The organism is Methanoculleus sediminis, from assembly GCF_001017125.1.
In the GTDB taxonomy this organism is placed as follows: domain Archaea; phylum Halobacteriota; class Methanomicrobia; order Methanomicrobiales; family Methanoculleaceae; genus Methanoculleus; species Methanoculleus sediminis.
In genome coordinates this window covers 320,743-338,095 of sequence record NZ_JXOJ01000002.1, presented here as the reverse complement: position 1 = coordinate 338,095, position 17,353 = coordinate 320,743, and the positions used below count along the sequence as shown (strand labels likewise).

Genomic DNA, 17,353 nt, shown 5'->3' with positions numbered 1-17,353 from the left:
TATCAGGCATCCCTGATGCACTCTTCGCATTAAATATTATCGTGAATGGAAAATATTAATAAAAATTGGTTATTCGGGGTATCTGTATCCCCCGAGGTTGTTTACCTCCCCCGGTCCAACGTCAGGGACATGGTGTGCGGCCAGCGGGGGAGGCTGTTCGGCAATCGATACGCTCTGTCTTACGAGTCGAGGATCGCCTCGGCAGCGTCGCGGTAAGCCCGCATCACGTACGGGATGCCGGAGACCGCTTCCGCCTCCTCGGTCAGTGCCATCAGATCGCTCCGGCCGACCGTCTTGAGGCTGAAGTTCCGACTTCCGGCCATGATCTGCTGGAGCCCCGTTCTGAACTTCTGGGCGTAGGTGTAGATCCCGATTGCTCCGAGCGGGATCTCGCCTATCCGGCCGGGATATCTCTCTTTGAGTTCCTCGTAGCAGACGAAGATCTCCTCGACGGTGCTGCCGTACTTCGAGACGGTCCTGGGGATCTCGCCGGTCTCAAGCCACTTTGCGATGTTCTTCCCGACCATGCCGGGGATCATGAGAGCGCGGCCCATGCAGACCGCCTTGACGTAGGGGCTTCCCATGGCGATCCCCTTGAAGACGTTGGCCTCGTCCGCGAACCCGCCGGCTATAGCGATGTCCGGGACCCGGATGCCCCGTTCCCGGAGCCTCTCGGCGAACTGGTAGGCAAGCGACTCGATGTAGAAGGTCGGAATGCCCCACTCGTTCATCATCGGCCAGGGGCTCATCCCCGTACCGCCGGGTGCGCCGTCGATGGTGAGGAGGTCGATCTTCGCCTCGGCGCCGTAGCGGATTGCCATCGCGAGTTCGACGGCCGAGTAGGCGCCGGTCTTGAGGGTGACCCGCTTGAAACCGATGTCGCGAAGCCGGTCGACCTCCTCGAGGAACTCTTCCCGGGTGACGAAGCCGAGGCGGGAGTGCCGCTCGAACTCTTTAATGGCGCCGTCCTGGAAGGCCGCCCGCACCTCGTGAACCCCCGGGTCGGGGAGGACGATATACCCGCGGTCTTTGAGCTGGTTCGCCCGGTCGAGGCTGCCGACCTTGATCTCGCCGCCGATGCACTTTGCTCCCTGGCCCCACTTCAGTTCGATCGTCTCCAGGTTGTGCTTCGAGGAGACGTACTCCGCGGTTCCGAGCCTTGTGTCCTCCACGTTCAGCTGCACCAGGAGCTCGCCGTACCGGTCTTTGAACTCCCTGTAGGACTCGATCCGGCGATCCATCTCGGGCGATCTGGTGACCTTGCCGTCGTGATCGAGCACCAGTTCCGGATCGACGCCGCAGACATTCTCCCCGCAGACGAGCGTAATACCGGATATTGCCGCTCCGATGGCGAAGTGCTCCCAGTTCGCCCGGGCGATCTCGGTCGACCCGAGCGCCCCGGTGAAGATCGGAACCCGCATCGGTACCTTGATGCTCCAGCCGTATTCTGTCCGGGTATCGACGTCCTGGAAGACGGCGGTGTCGGGATTGGCCTCGACGCCTTCCGCCATTCCTTTTGCGCCCCGGGCGTAGCCCTGGATGTTCAGGTGCGAGTAGTCGATCGGGTAGTCTTTATCCGCGCCGGCCGTGATCTCGCCGAACGGGCCGGGGTAGAGCACTTCTCTGCCCCGGAACGAGGAGAGCCAGATCTCGCAGGATCCTTTGCACCCGTCGACGCACCGGCTGCAGATGCCGGACATCGGAACGACGTCACGGGAGCGGTTTGTCGTTCCCGTCGCATCGTTAGCGTTTGGTCTTCGCAGATTCATCGTTTGCACCTTCTCAAATGTGGATAGAAGGTTCCTTCCAACAGATATAAAACTTTCTGATTTGCGAACCTGTTGTTCCAAAACCCGATCGAAATCTCGTCGTCCTCTGCTTCGTTTCCGTCCGGCCTGATGCGATTTCCCCTGGTCAGGCGGCCGGGCCTGCAGCACCATGGGTTATTTATGCCCTCGTATCCACAACATGCCGCGAGCGTGACGAAAGGGTGAAATACCTTGATGTGCATGAATGCTTTATGAACTTCAGGTTGCTGTCAACTCTGATTGTGCTCCTGCTCGCATTTTCGCTCTCTGCCGCCTGCACCGGCTCGGGCGACCCCGCCGACCCCACAACCCCGAGGGCGACGGCGACGGTCGGGGAGACGCCCGTGGCCACGACGACCGCGGTCTCCCTTGCGCCCGGCCCGACACAGACGGCGCCGCCGGGAAAGGAGGTTGCGTTCGGAATCGAGCCCGGATACCCCTCCCGGTTCACGCATGACCTTACCATCACCTTCGGCGGCGGTAAGGGGCAGGATTACGTGACGCATATCGACGTGCGCGTGACCAAGTCGACCGGGGAAGTCATCACCGACACCCTGGAGCCGATCCGCGGCGACGAGATTGTCATCCAGCAAGCGAAAGGCGAGAACCGTGTCGAGATAACCGTATCCTTCGTCACGGGAGGCACCTTCAAGGTCAAGGACCAGATCGTGGAAGTACCCTGATCAAAACAACCTTTTTTCCGATCGCCCGGCCTGAAGCGTGTTCGGAAAGGCGATCGGGCTTCGTTTTTCTATTTTAAAAAAGTTATCGAGCGGTTTTCTCCCGCCTCACGTTCTCTCCACTTCCCACCGCACGAGCAGGCCGTCGTCGAGCCGGACGGCCTCGATGATCCGCAACCGCGGAAAGTCTTTCTCCCGGAGAAAACCGGCGCCGTCGGTCGGTGTGGGAGCGTCCTTTCCGCCGATGACGATGCTGCCGACGAACGCCTGGAGTTCGTCGACGAGCCCCTGCTCAAAGAGTGTCCAGATCAGCGTCCCCCCTCCCTCGACCATCAGGCGCCGGACGCCCTGACGATGCAGTTCTTCGAGCAGGCCGCGAAGGTCGACGGTCTCTTCGCCGCCGACGACGACGGCGGCATGCTGCCGGAGGGCCTCCACGGCTTTTTTGGGTGCTTCCTTCGAAACCGCGACGATACGCTTCCCGCTTCCCTTGTGGAGAATGTCCGCATCCGGGGGTGTCCTTCCCCTGCCGTCCACCACGATACGGATGGGGTTCTCATCCTTTCCGGCCGCCCTCCGCTGCTCGCGGAGTTCCGGGGACTTGACGGTGAGGGAAGGGTTGTCGGCAAGCACCGTACCGATGCCGACCATGATGGCATCGCTCTCCGCCTTGATCCGATCGACCCGCAAGTAATCCTCGTTACCCGAGATCCTCACCTGTCGCCGCTCTCTCGTTGAGATCTTCCCGTCAGCGCTCATGGCGATGTTGACGAAGACAAACGGGCGCATAATCTAGGGTTACACACCGATCTTCATATATGCTCTCTTTTCGGGAGGTATCGAGCTCACGGAAGTTCCGCCGCCCCCTCTACCCGGATTGAAGAATATTCGAGGTCTGCCCTGAGAAATCAAAAAACTGCACTTCTTTTTCTGAAACATCAATGTTTACCGGTCGAATGAATCCGAATTGCTTATATACATTTCCCAGGATATTCTCTCTATTGCCTATGCCCCTGAACCGGAGCCCTCTGAGCTGTTTTCGACAGGATCTTTTTACCGGGACGGACGTCGTCAAGATGATTGTGGTGGTATCGTTCTCGGCGGTGTCGCTCATGCTCACGGCGGCCACACCGGTGAACACCCAGTTCTTCTGCCCCCTTATTTACTGCATCCCGATAATCTTTGCCGCTCTCTGGTTCCCCCGGCAGGCATTCAGGGCGACGGCGCTCCTTGTTGCCGGGTTCGTGATCATCCGGGCGCACCTGTTGGCACTCGGCTTTGCCGTCGACCCCGTGATGACGGGGCTGCACACGATGCTCTTCTTCTGGGTCTTCGGGGCCACGACTCTCTTTTCGCAGGAATCACACCTGGCCGCCTCCCGGTGCAGGCGGATCGTCGAGGATACCCGGGATGCAAGGTTCCTCTGCGACCCTGAGACTCTCCGTGTTGTCTGCGTCAGCAGAAAGTGTGCCGATATGCTCGGTTATGCGCCCCGGGAACTCGTCGGTATCCCGGCAGAAGCGTTCTGGGCGGACGATTCCGGCAAGGCCCGGTTCATCGAGGAGATGAAGCTGGAAGGCTACGTCGGAAACGTGGAGATGACTTTCTATGCGCACAACGGCGATGCAAGGAGAGTTCTTCTCTCCTGCAGGGCCCTTGCCCCCGAGAATCTCTTCGAATGCACGGTTGTGGACGCCGGCAGGCTTCTCGGTGAGAACAACGAACTCATCCGGTCGAACGGACGGCTGATGGAACTCATCCGGCAGACAAACGACATCTTCTTCATGCAGGATGCCGTGGGCTGCATCCTGCACTTCTCCTGGGTTCGTGCGCCCGAGTACGGGATCTCTCCCGAAGAGATCATCGGGAAGGGTGTGGACGCCCTCCTGCCCGCCGACCTTGCCGCGCAGAACATGGAACTGATCCGGAAGGTGATCGAAGAACAGAAGAACGCCTGTTATGACCTCGACCTGGAGATAGCGGGCGCCCGGCATACCTTCTCCATTACAATCGCCCCGTATAACGGGGTGGACGGCACGTTCACCGGCATCGTGGGGTCGGCACGGGATACCACCGAGGCGCGGCGGCAGAGGCTTGCGTGCAGGCAGCTCTCCTGGGAGGTTGAACAGTGGAAAGAACTCGTCACCAGGCTTGCCCACGAATTACGCACCCCGTTGCAGCCGCTCGTCGGTTATCTCCGGATGATCGTCGAAGATCCCGGTTATTACGGCCTCACGAAGGATACGGAGGCGGCCCTCAAGACCTGCCTTGAGTGCGCCGATCAGGAGCAGGCGGTGGTCGAGAGGGTGGTCGAGCTCAGTCTGCTCACGATGGACTACGTCGATCTGACCGTTCAGGACGTACCGCTCCGCGACCTCGTCGACGCCGTCGTCTCGGAAGGCGAGTACGAACGCAGTGCCCGGATTTGTAACGAAATACCCGATAATGTCCATATCCTGGGAGATCCCGACAGACTTTCCATGGCGGTGGCAGGACTGGTATCGAATGCCGTTAAGTATAATGAACCGCCAGAGAAAGTATGGATCCGGTATACGAGATCAAATGAGAACCATTATATTATGGTGTGTGATAATGGCATCGGTATCCCCGAGGATATTATCGAATCGATCTTTGAGCCGTTCTACATCGGAGACGCCAGACAGGATCGCAAAGGCGGCAGTACCGGCCTTGGGCTCTCGATCGCAAAGAAGTATGTCCTGCTGCATGGAGGGGATATAACGGTGACGAGTGAGGTGGGCGAAGGGAGCACCTTCACCATCAGGATACCAAGGGAGGTATGAGTTTTGGGAAACAAGATTATGGTCGTCGACGACGACCTGCCGACGCTGGAAGTAATGGAGCTGCTGCTCAAAAAGATCAACCGTGAACCGCTCCTGGTTCACAACGGATGGGATGCCCTCCGGGCAATCAAGAAAGAGAAGCCCGCGCTCATCATTCTCGACGTGATGATGTCTCCTATAGACGGATGGCAGTTTCTGGAAGAACTAAAACGGAATGATGAATACAAGGATATCCCGGTCCTGCTCTTCACCGCAAAACACGTCTGGCCGGAGGAGTATTCGAGATACGCGGACGACATCGTCGGTGTCCTGGAAAAGCCTATCTCTCTTGCCGAGTTGAAGGCTGCCCTGGAGAGGGCTCTCCCCCGGGACGCCTCTTCTCGCACGGACGACGACGCTCGCCGTACCCTGCCGATGAAAAGCGGGTGACCTCTTTTAGCACGCATCCCCGCGGCATCCTCGTGGGTTTGCACATCTCTCACCGAAAGGCATTTTATCGGTTGGGTGTGTATTACCGGGTAGTGTTCCTCTCATGATCGTTACGGATCTCCCCGGGTATCCCTCATTCAGGGAATACCAGCGAATCGTGGGCACAAAGCAATTTTCGGCGATCGAGGAACTTGCCGGGCGTCTCTCCGGCGTCAGGCTCCAGGAGATCAACTCGACCCGCTACGGTGGCGGCGTCTCGGAGATCCTGATCTCGTACGTTCCGTTCCTCAACGCGCTCGGCCTCGAGACGACCTGGAGCATCATGGAGGCCGAACCGGCGTTCTTCGACGTGACAAAGACGCTCCATAACTTCCTCCAGGGCCGGGGGGGTGGTTTCTCACCGGCGATGATCGAGACCTACTGGGAGGCCCAGCGGCAGAACGACGGGTTGATCGAGGACGATTCCGATGTCGTGACCATCCACGACCCCCAGCCGCTCGGCCTCGTCGAGTTCCTGACGAACCGGGAACTCGAGCGAAAGAGGCTGCTCTGGCGGTGCCACGTCCAGCTGGAGACGGTACCCACCACGACCGTCGGGAGCATCGGCAACATCCTGCGCAGGCTGGTCGAGAAGTATCATGCCGGGGTATTCTCCAGTTTCCAGTATCTTCCTCTCTGGAACGTGCCGAGTTTCATCATCCCACCGTTCATCGACCCCTTATCCGAGAAGAACCGCGACCTCCCCTCATCCGAGATCGACGCAACCCTCGCGAAGTACGGTATCGACCCGGAGAAGCCGATCGTCACCCAGGTCTCCCGGTACGACACCTTCAAAGACCCGGTCGGCGTCATCCAGTCGTTCAAAATGGTCCGCCAGAAGATGCCCTGCCAGCTCGTCCTCGTCGGCGGGCGGGCGTGCGACGACCCGGAATGTTTCATCGTCCTGCGTGAGGTTCGCGAGACGGCCGAGGACGATCCCGATATCCATATCCTCGACCTCCCGCCGGACAGTCACCGCGAGATCAACGCGCTCCAGCGGGCGTCGGACGTGATCGTCCAGAAGTCCATCAAAGAGGGATTCGGGCTGACGGTGACCGAAGGGCTCTGGAAGGAGAAGCCCGTGGTCGCCGGGAGCGTCGGCGGAATACCGCTCCAGGTCCGCGACGGCTGGAACGGCTACCTGGTCTCGACGATCCGGGAGACCGCCGACCGGATCCTCCATCTCCTCCGGAACCCTGAGCTCGCCCACGAGATGGGCGCCCGGGGCAAGGAGTTCGTGCGGGAGTACTATCTTCTCACCCGGGGCGTGCAGGATCACCTCACCGTCATCGATCAGGTGGTCAACGGAAGGATCACCGCCCGGGACAGCGTCATCTGCTACCACCCGCAGGTGGTGACGACCCGGATGGCCGGGTGCGCGGCCCGGCACTGATGCGTGCCCGCACCGCCTCCCGTCACTCGATGGGGATCTTTTTGCCGCCGGGTCCGGACGGTGCCCCCATCTTCTTCAGGCGCACCTCGAGGACGCCGTTCTTGAATCCGGCCCCGGCGCCCTCTTCGACCACGCTCGCGGGCAGGCGTATCATCCGGCTCAGGGTGCCGTCTCCGCGTTCGTGGATGTAGTAAGTCTCCGGCCCCTCCTCGACCGGCCCGGCGCGCCTAGCCGTTATTCGCAGGGTCTGGGGGTTCAGCAGGTTGATCCGGATCTCGTCCTCTTCCGCGCCGGGCAGTTCCGCAACGACGATCACTTCGTCGCCGTGGTCGAGAATGTCGACCCGAAAGTCTGCGGTGAGGCCCGGGAAGTCGCGGCTGCCGCCACGTGAGACCGGCGGCAGCCCGCCCCTCTCCCCGGCCTCCCGGTTGCCCGCTCTCTGATCCCTATCCTGCCGCCGCCCGGGGCCGGCGGGGTCGTCTTCTCTCCCTGTCATGGTCCATGCCTCCTGCAGTCCGGTTGCCGTCGGATGACCGGTCGCCATCCGCCGCCCCCTCTTGAGCCCGCATACTTAACATTTTGTACCCGGGTACCGGGGTCGCCTTCTCTTGCAGCCACGCCTCCGGCGATGTATACGTTGCGGTCTTCCCGGCGGCACGGGACGTGGCGGGCCGGATAATCCCGGGGTGTACCCCGGGCGGCTGCCGATACGCCCTAAAAAAACGATCTTTATGCCCTCGTTTGCCGGCCGTTAGGTTTTTGTGGCGTGACCGGCATGGGGAGCAACCCCCGGTTTTTGGGGTACGGAGGGACCGCAGGGTTCACCGCCCGTGCCGCCGTTATGCCGGAGATGCCCGTGCCGATGGATATGCGGGGGTTATGGAGGAAGACGAGATGGCGCAATTCAAACCATTCGAGATGGAAGGCATGCCTATCGAAGAGCAGCCCATGAACTGGAAGGATATGGTTCCGGCCCCGTACGACAAAAAGGCGGTCGACGCCTACACCCGGACCCGGATCATCCTCATGAACGGTATCGAGAACAACGCCGTCCTGATGTCGCACGCGATCGAGCGGATGCATCCCGATCCCCAGGTGAAGAAGTCGATGGCCCTGATGCGGCGGATCGACTCCCAGCAGCAGGAGACGATCAACTGGCTCAACCCGGCGGACCAGTCGGTCATCGAGACCACCCTCGGTTACGAGCAGGTAGCGGTCGACCTCACCGCGAACCTGGCGCAGAACGAGCCCGATCCTTACGTGAAGCAGACGCTGGACTTTGCCCTGCTCGAGGACTTCGACCACCTCTACCGCTACAGCTGCCTCTACGACTACATCGAGGGCGGCGACCCGGAGGCGATCGTCCAGGGCAACACCGAAGTGAAACCCGGCCGGCCGACGAGCATCGAGCACCGCCATCCCTTCGACTCGATGCGCAAGCACTACGACAAGGATACGGCCGACATCAAGACGAAGATGAACTACATCACGATCACCGCCGGAGAGCAGCAGACGATGCTCTACTACCGGGCGCACGGGTTCATGTATCCCGACGATATCGCGCGGCAGCTGTATGCCGAGATCGCGGAGATCGAGGAGCAGCACGTCACCCAGTACGGCCTGCTCGGCGACCCGAACGAGACGATGCTTGAGAAGATGGCGATGATTGAGCTCAACGAGGCGTACCTCTACTACTCCTTTGCACAGCAGGAGAGCGACCCGAGGATCAAAGGGATCTGGGAGAACTTCATGAAGATGGAGGTCACGCACTTCAACGAATGTGCAAGGCTCATCAAGCAGTACGAGGGCCGCGACATCCAGGATCTCGTGAAGGCCGACGTCGTCGAGCCCCTGGTCGTCTTCGAGCAGAACAAGGACTACGTCAACAGCGTCCTCGATGCCCAGCTCGATCTTGCGCCGAACAACATGGAATACGTGCGGATGCGCGATCTTCCGGACGACTGGGCAACGTTCGGCTACCAGCGCGTCATGAACGCAAAGGGCGTCCCGAGCGAGGAGGTCGTCGGCAAAGCGGGCCCGACCCTTGCGGAGCGCGACCAGGTGGGGAATATCAGGCAGGTCAAGCAGGAGATGGCCCGCCGGGTGGAGAAGGGCATGGCAGCGGTGCCTGCCCGATAAGGTCCCTTTTTTGGGTTTTGTTGAAACCCTCTCCCGGAGGATGAATTATCTCCGGATAATCCATGTCTCACCGACGCACGCGAAGGCGCGAAGAACGCGAAGTCTGGATGGGTATTGACTGTCTCCCTTCGCGACTTCGCGGCTTCGCGTGAGACCCACATCACCCGCCTCTATCGGCAACCGAGTGTTATCCAGGGGTTGTGGAAAGCATTTCAACAGGGCCCTTTTTTGCTTGACGGCCCGAACCTTCGGGCTGCTGTGCGGCTTACCTCTTCCGCGGAAGAGTATACTGTTGTCTCTGCCCTGTTTGCCTCACACAACTTGCGATGGCCCGGAGGATCTTATGCACCACCCGCTACATATCTGGTGCCGGTAGTTCGCCGTTACCCCTGGCCTTCCTGAACGTGAACACAAACGCCGCCCCCTCCTCAGGGCGGCCCGGCACCCGGTCCTCGACCCAGATCCTGCCGCCGTAGCGGGCAGCAAGCATCCGGCAGATCGAGAGGCCAAGGCCCTGGCCGCTCTCCCGGCCTTTCCCCTGCTCAAACCGGGAAAAGATGGATTCCTTCGCCTCGTTCGGAACTCCCGGCCCGGTGTCGGCGACGGTGACGAGGACAAGCCCGTCCTCTTCGGCATCCTCGACGGTTATGGTGACCTCGACATCCGGCCCGCCGTGTTTTGCGGCGTTGACGATGAGGTTCGTGAAGAGTTCGGGCAGGAGGTCGTCGGCGAGCACCGTCACGCGTGGTTCCTCATACGCGATGCGCGTATCCGGATGGTGCGCGATCTCCTCCCGGATCACCCGGTCGAGATCGACCGGGCGAAGCACCGTCCGGCTCTCGCGGATCCTGCGGATCGTGGCGACGTTTGCCGTGATATCGATGCTCTTTCTGATACCGGCCCGGAGTTTCTGCAGGTAATCCCGCTCCTTCCCGGCAAGCGTCTCGCCGAGCAGTTCGGCGTAGATACTTGCGATGTTGTCGGCGTTTTTGATGTCGTGGGTGAGGATGTCGAGGTAGAGGTTCGCCTCCCGGTTCGCCGCCTCGAGCCGTGAGTAGAGCATCCCCCGGAGAACGCCGTTTCCTACCTCACGGCCGACAGCCTCCAGGATCAGCCGTGTCTCCTCCGGTATCTCCCGGATATCGGTGCTCCCGAGCACGAGCGCCCCGACGACGGAGGATTCGGCGGCAAGCGGAATGAAGGCCAGCGAAGCGACGCCGAAGTCCGCGAGCACGTCAAGATCCCGGCCGGGCGCATCTTCCCTCCCCTCGACGAACCACGGCTGCCCCGCGACGAATACCCGGTTGTAGGGCCAGTGCCGCACATTGAGTCTTCCGTTATGCATCAGGACGAATTCGGAGACTTCCCGGTGGCACCGGACGGTCGCCTGCATCCGGTCTCTTCCCTCCAGCATGTAGATCGACCCGACGTCGAACCCGAGGTTCTCGAGTGCCGCATCGAGCGCGTTGTCGAGCAGTTCGTCCAGGGTGAACGCGGATGCCGAGGCAGTGATGACCGCGTTCAGGACGGCGAGCCTCCTGTTCCGGATACGGACCTCTTTCTCTGCCCGTATACGTTCCGTGACGTCGGCAAGCGAGAAGACCAGCCCCTGGACGCCTCCCTTCGCATCCTTCACCGGCACGAGGCTCCAGTCCCAGTAGGTCGTCCCTCGTTCCGGCTGATTCTCATAGGTGAACGGTTTTGCGTATATCCGGAACGGTTCGCCGGTATCGCGTACACGCTGAAAGATCGCCTGATTCTCCGGGTTCGGGAAGAGGTCGAAGTGCCCTTGCCCGAGAAGTTCCTCCTTCGTGTACCCCGATCCTTCTGCGTAGGCCGTGTTCACGCGAACGAACCGGAAATGGGGATCGAGGTACGCAAGGTGGACGTCGGTATACTCCATGACCGTCCGGAGGATGTCGTGTTCTTTTGCAAGGTTCGCCGCGAGCGACTGGTTCTCGGCGAGCAGCCGCTCCCGCTCCGCGTCCACCTGTATCCTGCGGGTAATGTCCCGGGCGAGCCACCGGATCTCCGTAAGGGCCCCCCGGTCGTCACGGACGGCCGCAGCCGAGAGGGAGACGGGAATGGGCTCTCCGGTCGCCGGCTGCATTCGGACCTCGATCCCGCGGAGGGGGCCCGGGGCTCCGCCTTCGAACCGGGCGACGATGTCGCGGCAGGCCTTCCTGTCCCCGGGGACGATATGATCGGTGCCGGCCGTCCCGATCAGGCTCTCTCTCTCCTTGCCGAGGAGGAGGGCTCCCGCCCGGTTCACGTCGAGGATCGTTCCCTGCGGGTCGCAGACGAAGTAGCCGTCGGGGGCGAGTTCGAAGAGTTCCCGGTAGTGCCTCTGCTCCTGTTCGAGACGGCGGTAGGTCTCCTCGCTCTTCTTCCTCGCGGTGATGTCGCTGACAAGGAGGAGCACCGCATCGTTGCCTGGAACCCGGACCGAGCATGCCATCCACCTGTCGGGAGCGATTCGGCATTCCAGCCCGGAAAGCACCTTTCTTTCCCGGATTGCCGCGATCAGCCGCCCGGCCGCTTCCTGATCGGCGATGAGCGGTGCAAGATGGGTGCGGATAAGCGCCATCGCGTCCGCCCCGGTAAGATCCCTGTTGTCCGGCAGCGATAGAAGGCTTCGGAAGATCCGGTTGGCCCGTACCACTCTCCTGTCGGCGTCGAGCAGGAGCACGCCGTCCTCGAGTTCGTCGAGGGTGGCGCGTGGATTGAGCAGTTCATCGGATACAGGTGTGGAAGACATGGCGGGTTCGGTCGTTCTGCGTTTCTATTGGAGGTGGAACCTGATCGACGGTAAACTTTGGCATGGAGTGCACCGGGAGGAGTCAGTCCCGGACAGGCCGATATTTCCGGTAGTGCATGAAGATTTTACGGTCCGTTCATACATCGGGCATACTCTGCGTGAATAGATACTGTTATATCTTTTAGCGCATATGAGTAATATGTTGCAACAGAGGTGAACAGCAATGCCAGGATTCGATGGTATGGGGCCCCGGGGTATGGGGCCGATGACCGGGCGGCGCATGGGCCGGTGCGTCCTGCCGCCGCAGCCGCAGGCAGAGGGCAGCCCTGCCGGAGAAACGAACGAGACCACCCAGGAGGCACCGGCAGAGCAGCCGGTTTACGGCCTCGGGCGAGGCGGAATCCCGTATGGGTGCGGCCGTGGCCGCGGCTTCGGCGGCGGACGCGGGCGCCGGTGGTGAACGAGAGAATCTTTTTTCGGGCGGGCGGCCTTCCCGGTCGCCTGCCCGGGCAACTATCGGGCCGGATAGCCTCTCGCAGAAGAGACCGAGGTCTTCCTGCCGGGTGCAGGAGGACGGGTGAACAGGGCGCCTATGGGCCCGGGGAGCCGGACAGAACGTTCCGTGCTTCGCGGACAAAAGCCCGGGTTCTATCAGGGTTGCGGACACCGTCTTTCTTGACGCCGGTATGCACGTCGACCCCGTAGGGGCGGACTTTCCGTATTGCGGCTCCCACGTTCTCCGGCGTGAGTCCTCCAGCAAGTATGACGGGAATTGCCGAGTCTGCGACGATCCTTGCGCTGATATTCCAGTCGTGAGGGATCCCCGTTCCCCCGAGCCTCTCATGGGTCCTGGTGTCGAGGAGGAGTGCGTCGGCGTAGGGCTCGTAGCGTTTTGCCGCCGCGACGGCCGATACGTCCGTCACGTGGACGGCCTTCACGATCCTGACATGCGGGAGGGCGTCGCGGATGACCTCCAGTTCGGTGGGTTCGACGGTGTTCTGGACCTGCAGCGTCGTGCAGCGCGATTCTTTTACCAGCCCGATAAGGTCCTGTGTCTCCTGCAGGTGGGTGACCGCGACCGGTTCGACGAACGGCGGGAGGTGGCGTATCATCTTCGCGGCTTCTGCTGCCGTTACGAAATCGCTGCTTTTGTGGGTCACGCCCATGATGAACCCCACGGCGTCGCAGCCCGCATCGACTGCGCACTCCATATCCGCAAGGCTGGCTGTTCCGCAGAATTTGATGCGCATGGGATCACTTCGCGAAGACGGCAGAAAAGTTGCTCGAAGTGCCCCCGCCCGGATTTGAACCGGGGACAACCAGATCTTCAGTCTGGCGCTCTCCCAGTCTGAGCTACAGGGGCTTCTGCCTTACAATGTTGTCGGTCGTTCCTAATAAATACTGTGTTCCCCGGGACGGCGGGGCGGCAGCGGACCCATAACCGCCTGTTTATCACGTCGTATGCCGATATAAAGAACAATGGGCGGAAGTGTTCGGAAGCCGGATGCCCCGGGCGAAAACCTCATGCAGGCTCTCTCCACGAGAAAGGAGAGCGTCGTGCACCTCACGCACAACGACCTCGACGCTGTTGGGAGCGATGCCGTTCACCGGAGAGCTTACGGGGACGTCTTTACCGTCTGGTCTTCGGTCGGCAAGTTCCTCTCCCTCTTCGACGCCGTTGCCGGCTCTCCGGGACGGGGCGACCTCCTCAGCATATCGGATATCGGCTACCAGCAGGGCGTCGAGCAGCGGCTGGCGAAGGCCCGGTCGAACGGGTGGCGGATCGAGTGGCGCGACCATCACCGCTGGAAGGACGAGGAGATCCGTGCCGTCGAGAAGAAGACGAGCCTCCTCCACGTCGACGTCTCCACCTGCGCGACCGGGATCGTCGCCCGCGACCTCGCCCCCGGCGACCCGGTGGCCGAAGAGATCGCGCGGGTCGTCTGCGACTACGACCTCTGGAAGCACCTGGATCCCCGGTCGAAGATGCTTGGGCAGGTGGTGATGCGGAAGGGTTGCCGGGAGTACGTCCGCGACAACCTTGTCCGGGGAACGATCGTCGACGCGAGAGTCGAGAGCGAGTACAACGAGATCGTCCGTGAGATGGAGCGCGACATCAAAAAGAGCATCCGGCACACCACGATCATCGAGGACGGTCGCTACCGGATCGCGTTCGCGCCCCTCTACGGCTACCCGAGCGAGACCGCTCACGCCATCCGCGACGAGCTCGGCACCGACATCGAGGTGATCGTCTCTTCTAACGGCCGCATCTCCATCCGTTCCGTCCCCCCGGTCAGCCACATCATCGCCCGGGAGTTCTCCGGCGGCGGCCATCCCCACGCGGCGGGGGGAACGTTCCCCTTCACCCTCCTCGACCGGCTCCTCTTCTGGCTCATTAAGAGGAACCGCCACTACCGCCGCCTGGCGGAGAGGGCGGAGTCTATCGAGGAATGAACGCCCGGTCGACGAGGCTCTGCCAGTAGTCCGGGCAGGAGTCCTCGCAGTAGCCGCCTGCTTCGAGCATATCCGGGTCGGCGAGTTCGGCCGCCGCCGCGAGATCCCTGCCCTCCGCGTCGAGCAGGACAAGTTTCCGGACGCGGAACCGTTCCATCAGGTCAGGTGCCCGGTCGAGCGCGGCCGCCGGGAGGACGAGAACGCCCTGGTATTCGAGCAGGAGTTCCATGTCGAAGGTCTCCGGGTTTCTCGGGAAGAAGAGGACTTTTCTCCCCGCGAGCATCTCGAGTTCGATGGCATCCGCCTCTTCTGCGACGAGAACGTGGGCCTGCACGCCTGCGTCCCGCATCTCCCGCATCAGCCGGGCGTACAGGTCCGCTATGGTTTCGGAGAACTCTTCCTCGTCCCCCATGCAGGCGTCGCAAAACCCGAGCATGTGGGGGGCGGGGAGGGCGATCCACGCGTCTTTCTGCTTTTTCCGGACGAACCGGGCATCTTCGGCCACGGCTGCCGCATCGATCCCCGGTTCGCCGACGAGCACCCCCTCCTCCATGCCGAGGAATGCCCCGCTCAACCGCTCGCCGTAGAAGACGCCGCCTGCAGCCGGCACCGCCACGCCTGCCTGTGCGTCGAGCGACCGCTCGAGCCGGTAGGTGGTAAGATCCGCTTCCACCCCCCTCTTCTCCTTCAGCCACTCCGCGAGTTCCTTAACGGCGGGCGTTCCGACCTCGGAGCCGAACGATCTCACCGGTATCGTAGTTCGTCGTGCCATGCGCTGGTATCTTTATTAGCATCGCAACCAGATTAAATAAGGATGAGTGGTAAGCCGTTGCTGGTAACGTGCGGGCTTCCGTACACGAACGGTCCCTGCCATATCGGGCACCTGCGGACCTACGTGCCGGCGGACTTTTACGTCCGGTATATGCGCCGGTCCGGGGAGGAGGTCGTCTTTGTATGCGGATCCGACAACCACGGGACGCCGATCGTGATCAGCGCCGAGCAGGAGGGTTCGACGCCCCGCGCACTCTCGGAGCGGTATCACGAGCACTTCTACGAGACGTTCCGGCGGATGGAGGTCGTCTTCGACCGGTTCGGGATGACCGACGATGCCATGAACCACGAGACCGCCCGCTCGATTGTCGAACGGCTCATCGAGAACGGCTACGTCTACGCGGAGACCGTCAGCCAGAGTTACTGCCCGCAGTGCGAGCGGTTCCTCCCCGACCGCTATGTGGAGGGGATCTGCCCGCACTGCGGGGCGGTCGCCCGGGGCGACGAGTGCGACCAGGGGTGCGGGCAGCATCTCGAGCCCGGCGAGATCAAGGACGCGATCTGCAAGATATGCGGCGGTAAGGCGGAGTACCGCGAGCAGGAGCACTACTTCTTCAAACTCTCGGCGTTCCGGGAGTTCCTCCTCGAGTACCTCGAAAACCTCCGGGGGACATCCACCGCCCGGAACTACGCCCTCGGGTGGGTGAAGGAGCTCCTGCACGACTGGTGCATCACCCGGACACTCGACTGGGGCGTGAAGTTCCCCGGGCGCGACGACCTCGTCGTCTACGTCTGGGTCGACGCACCGATCGGCTACATATCGTTTACGAAGGAGTGGGCACAGAATGCCGGCGCCGACTGGAAGGACTACTGGTGCGGCGACGAGACGGGGGTCACGCACTTCATCGGCGGAGATATCATCTACCACCACTGCATCTTCTGGCCGGCGCTCCTCAAAGGGGCGGGCTACGGCCTCCCGCACGCGGTGGTCGCGAGCGGCATGGTCACGATCGAGGGACGGAAGTTCTCGAAGTCCCGGGGCTACGTCGTCTGGACGAACGACGACTACCTCGACCAGGGCCTCCCGGCGGACTACCTCCGCTACTACCTCCTCTCCTACACGAACCATACGAAGGAACTCGACTTCTCCTGGAAGGTCTATGCCGAGCGGGTGAACAACGAGATCGTCGGGACGCTCGGGAACTTCATCTACCGGACGATGTACTTCGCCGAGAAGGAGTTCTCCGGCGTGCCCGACCTCGCTCCGCGGCCCGAGGTCGTCGCGGAGATCGAGCGGTCGCTCTCCGTCGTCGATGCCCGGATGCGGGACTACGACTTCAAGAACGCCGTCGATTCGATGATGGCTTTAGCGTCGTTCGGGAACGGCTACATCCAGAACAATGCCCCATGGAAGGTGATCAAGGAAGACCGGGCGGCGGCAGAACAGGTGATCGCCGACTGCATCCAGATCGTGAAAGCGCTCGTCCTCGTCTTCCAGCCCCTGATGCCTGATGCGATGCAGCGGGCCTGGACGATGCTCGGCTACGAGGACAACGTTGCGGATCACCCGATCGCCGAGGCCACGGCGCCGGTGGGGGCACGGCCGCTCGAAAAACCCGCCACGCTCTTTACGAAGGTCGAGAAGGAGCAGGTCACCGCCCTCGAGGCGACCCTCAACCTGCGGGTGGAGCAGGCAAAGGAGGCGGCCGCACCGAGGATGCCCGTCGTCTCGATCGAAGAGTTCGGCAATCTCGACATCCGGGTCGCAAAGGTCGTCTCGGCCGAACCGATCAAGGGCTCGAAGAAGCTCTACAAACTCGTCGTCGACCTCGGAAGCGAGAAGCGCCAGGTGGTCAGCGGGATCGCGCAGTTCTACGCCCCCGAAGAACTGACGGGCAAAGACGTGGCGCTGATCGCGAACCTCGCCCCCGCAAAGATCTTCGGCGTCGAGAGCCGGGGGATGATCCTCGCCGCCGGCGACGAGGCGTCTCTCCTGGTTCCTCTCCGCCCGGTCAGGCCGGGGACGAAAATCCGTTGATCGGCTCTCTCCGGCCAATCCTGTTTTTTCTGAAAAAGTGAAT

The 17,353-nt window shown here is 61.8% G+C and carries 14 protein-coding genes and 1 tRNA gene; 8 read left to right on the top strand and 7 right to left on the bottom strand.

Annotated elements, in window-relative coordinates; translation table 11 throughout:
• Positions 1 to 179: 179 nt before the first annotated feature.
• Positions 180 to 1,769 carry an FMN-binding glutamate synthase family protein gene (locus tag SZ63_RS04500; RefSeq protein WP_048181828.1) on the bottom strand — a complete coding sequence of 530 codons (1,590 nt, stop codon included), beginning with the start codon at positions 1,767 to 1,769 and terminating at the stop codon, positions 180 to 182.
• Between the two features lie 281 nt (positions 1,770 to 2,050).
• Here SZ63_RS04500 and SZ63_RS04495 point away from each other — a divergent pair, with 281 nt between their 5' ends.
• A complete protein-coding gene (locus tag SZ63_RS04495) occupies positions 2,051 to 2,491 on the top strand; it encodes a hypothetical protein (RefSeq protein ID WP_241481242.1) in 441 nt (146 codons plus the stop codon).
• A 105-nt stretch (positions 2,492 to 2,596) separates the two neighbouring features.
• On the opposite strand, the gene SZ63_RS04490 is transcribed toward SZ63_RS04495, so the two are convergent.
• Positions 2,597 to 3,277: a 2,5-diamino-6-(ribosylamino)-4(3H)-pyrimidinone 5'-phosphate reductase gene (locus SZ63_RS04490; RefSeq protein ID WP_048181819.1), complete on the bottom strand. Its 681-nt coding sequence runs from the start codon at positions 3,275 to 3,277 to the stop codon at positions 2,597 to 2,599.
• 218 nt (positions 3,278 to 3,495) lie between these two features.
• Here SZ63_RS04490 and SZ63_RS04485 point away from each other — a divergent pair, with 218 nt between their 5' ends.
• The 3 genes from SZ63_RS04485 to SZ63_RS04475 all read left to right on the top strand — a co-directional run bounded on the left by SZ63_RS04485 (position 3,496) and on the right by SZ63_RS04475 (position 7,150).
• Complete coding sequence (locus tag SZ63_RS04485) at positions 3,496 to 5,289, top strand: PAS domain-containing sensor histidine kinase (RefSeq protein ID WP_241481241.1); 1,794 nt, start codon at positions 3,496 to 3,498, stop codon at positions 5,287 to 5,289.
• Between the two features lie 18 nt (positions 5,290 to 5,307).
• Positions 5,308 to 5,718: a response regulator gene (locus SZ63_RS04480; protein WP_048181813.1), complete on the top strand. Its 411-nt coding sequence runs from the start codon at positions 5,308 to 5,310 to the stop codon at positions 5,716 to 5,718.
• A 103-nt stretch (positions 5,719 to 5,821) separates the two neighbouring features.
• The gene (locus tag SZ63_RS04475) at positions 5,822 to 7,150 is read left to right on the top strand and encodes a glycosyltransferase (protein WP_048181807.1); all 1,329 of its coding nucleotides are present in this window, start codon (positions 5,822 to 5,824) and stop codon (positions 7,148 to 7,150) included.
• Between the two features lie 22 nt (positions 7,151 to 7,172).
• On the opposite strand, the gene SZ63_RS04470 is transcribed toward SZ63_RS04475, so the two are convergent.
• Positions 7,173 to 7,646, bottom strand: coding sequence for an Hsp20/alpha crystallin family protein (locus tag SZ63_RS04470; protein WP_048181803.1), 474 nt, complete (start codon positions 7,644 to 7,646; stop codon positions 7,173 to 7,175).
• Positions 7,647 to 8,044: 398 nt separating this feature from the next.
• On the opposite strand from SZ63_RS04470, the gene SZ63_RS04465 reads away from it, so the two are divergent.
• Positions 8,045 to 9,289 (top strand): ferritin-like domain-containing protein, encoded by a 1,245-nt coding sequence (locus SZ63_RS04465; RefSeq protein WP_048183598.1) that lies wholly within the window; start codon positions 8,045 to 8,047, stop codon positions 9,287 to 9,289.
• Positions 9,290 to 9,644: 355 nt separating this feature from the next.
• Here the strand turns inward: SZ63_RS04465 and SZ63_RS12365 are convergent, their stop codons facing one another.
• On the bottom strand, positions 9,645 to 12,047 hold the full coding sequence (locus SZ63_RS12365) for a PAS domain S-box protein (protein ID WP_052959055.1): 2,403 nt from the start codon (positions 12,045 to 12,047) through the stop codon (positions 9,645 to 9,647).
• Between the two features lie 223 nt (positions 12,048 to 12,270).
• Between SZ63_RS12365 and SZ63_RS12615 the strand changes: the two genes are divergently transcribed.
• Positions 12,271 to 12,507, top strand: coding sequence for a DUF5320 domain-containing protein (locus tag SZ63_RS12615; RefSeq protein ID WP_082122644.1), 237 nt, complete (start codon positions 12,271 to 12,273; stop codon positions 12,505 to 12,507).
• Positions 12,508 to 12,637: 130 nt separating this feature from the next.
• Here SZ63_RS12615 and SZ63_RS04455 read toward each other — a convergent pair whose 3' ends face one another.
• Positions 12,638 to 13,297, bottom strand: coding sequence for a phosphoribosylanthranilate isomerase (locus SZ63_RS04455; RefSeq protein WP_048181800.1), 660 nt, complete (start codon positions 13,295 to 13,297; stop codon positions 12,638 to 12,640).
• Positions 13,298 to 13,336: 39 nt separating this feature from the next.
• Positions 13,337 to 13,410: transfer RNA gene (locus SZ63_RS04450), tRNA-Phe, on the bottom strand.
• Positions 13,411 to 13,526: 116 nt separating this feature from the next.
• Here SZ63_RS04450 and SZ63_RS04445 point away from each other — a divergent pair.
• A complete protein-coding gene (locus SZ63_RS04445) occupies positions 13,527 to 14,501 on the top strand; it encodes a DHH family phosphoesterase (protein WP_048181793.1) in 975 nt (324 codons plus the stop codon).
• Here SZ63_RS04445 and SZ63_RS04440 read toward each other — a convergent pair.
• Complete coding sequence (locus tag SZ63_RS04440; RefSeq protein WP_048181788.1) at positions 14,488 to 15,273, bottom strand: hypothetical protein; 786 nt, start codon at positions 15,271 to 15,273, stop codon at positions 14,488 to 14,490. The genes SZ63_RS04445 and SZ63_RS04440 overlap by 14 nt on opposite strands.
• A gap of 42 nt (positions 15,274 to 15,315) precedes the next feature.
• On the opposite strand from SZ63_RS04440, the gene metG reads away from it, so the two are divergent.
• Positions 15,316 to 17,310, top strand: coding sequence for a methionine--tRNA ligase (metG, locus tag SZ63_RS04435; RefSeq protein WP_048181781.1), 1,995 nt, complete (start codon positions 15,316 to 15,318; stop codon positions 17,308 to 17,310).
• The last annotated feature ends 43 nt before the right edge of the window (positions 17,311 to 17,353 follow it).

Excerpts from the sequence above, each read along its gene's own strand:
- SZ63_RS04485 (WP_241481241.1), top strand. The coding sequence starts at position 3,496 with ATGCCCCTGAACCGGAGCCCTCTGAGCTGTTTTCGACAGGATCTTTTT.
- SZ63_RS04500 (WP_048181828.1), bottom strand. The coding sequence starts at position 1,769 with ATGAATCTGCGAAGACCAAACGCTAACGATGCGACGGGAACGACAAAC.
- SZ63_RS04445 (WP_048181793.1), top strand. The coding sequence starts at position 13,527 with ATGGGCGGAAGTGTTCGGAAGCCGGATGCCCCGGGCGAAAACCTCATG.
- SZ63_RS04455 (WP_048181800.1), bottom strand. The coding sequence starts at position 13,297 with ATGCGCATCAAATTCTGCGGAACAGCCAGCCTTGCGGATATGGAGTGC.
- SZ63_RS12615 (WP_082122644.1), top strand. The coding sequence starts at position 12,271 with ATGCCAGGATTCGATGGTATGGGGCCCCGGGGTATGGGGCCGATGACC.
- metG (WP_048181781.1), top strand. The coding sequence starts at position 15,316 with ATGAGTGGTAAGCCGTTGCTGGTAACGTGCGGGCTTCCGTACACGAAC.
- SZ63_RS04465 (WP_048183598.1), top strand. The coding sequence starts at position 8,045 with ATGGCGCAATTCAAACCATTCGAGATGGAAGGCATGCCTATCGAAGAG.
- SZ63_RS04470 (WP_048181803.1), bottom strand. The coding sequence starts at position 7,646 with ATGACAGGGAGAGAAGACGACCCCGCCGGCCCCGGGCGGCGGCAGGAT.
- SZ63_RS04480 (WP_048181813.1), top strand. The coding sequence starts at position 5,308 with ATGGTCGTCGACGACGACCTGCCGACGCTGGAAGTAATGGAGCTGCTG.
- SZ63_RS04475 (WP_048181807.1), top strand. The coding sequence starts at position 5,822 with ATGATCGTTACGGATCTCCCCGGGTATCCCTCATTCAGGGAATACCAG.
- SZ63_RS04490 (WP_048181819.1), bottom strand. The coding sequence starts at position 3,277 with ATGCGCCCGTTTGTCTTCGTCAACATCGCCATGAGCGCTGACGGGAAG.
- SZ63_RS12365 (WP_052959055.1), bottom strand. The coding sequence starts at position 12,047 with ATGTCTTCCACACCTGTATCCGATGAACTGCTCAATCCACGCGCCACC.
- SZ63_RS04440 (WP_048181788.1), bottom strand. The coding sequence starts at position 15,273 with ATGGCACGACGAACTACGATACCGGTGAGATCGTTCGGCTCCGAGGTC.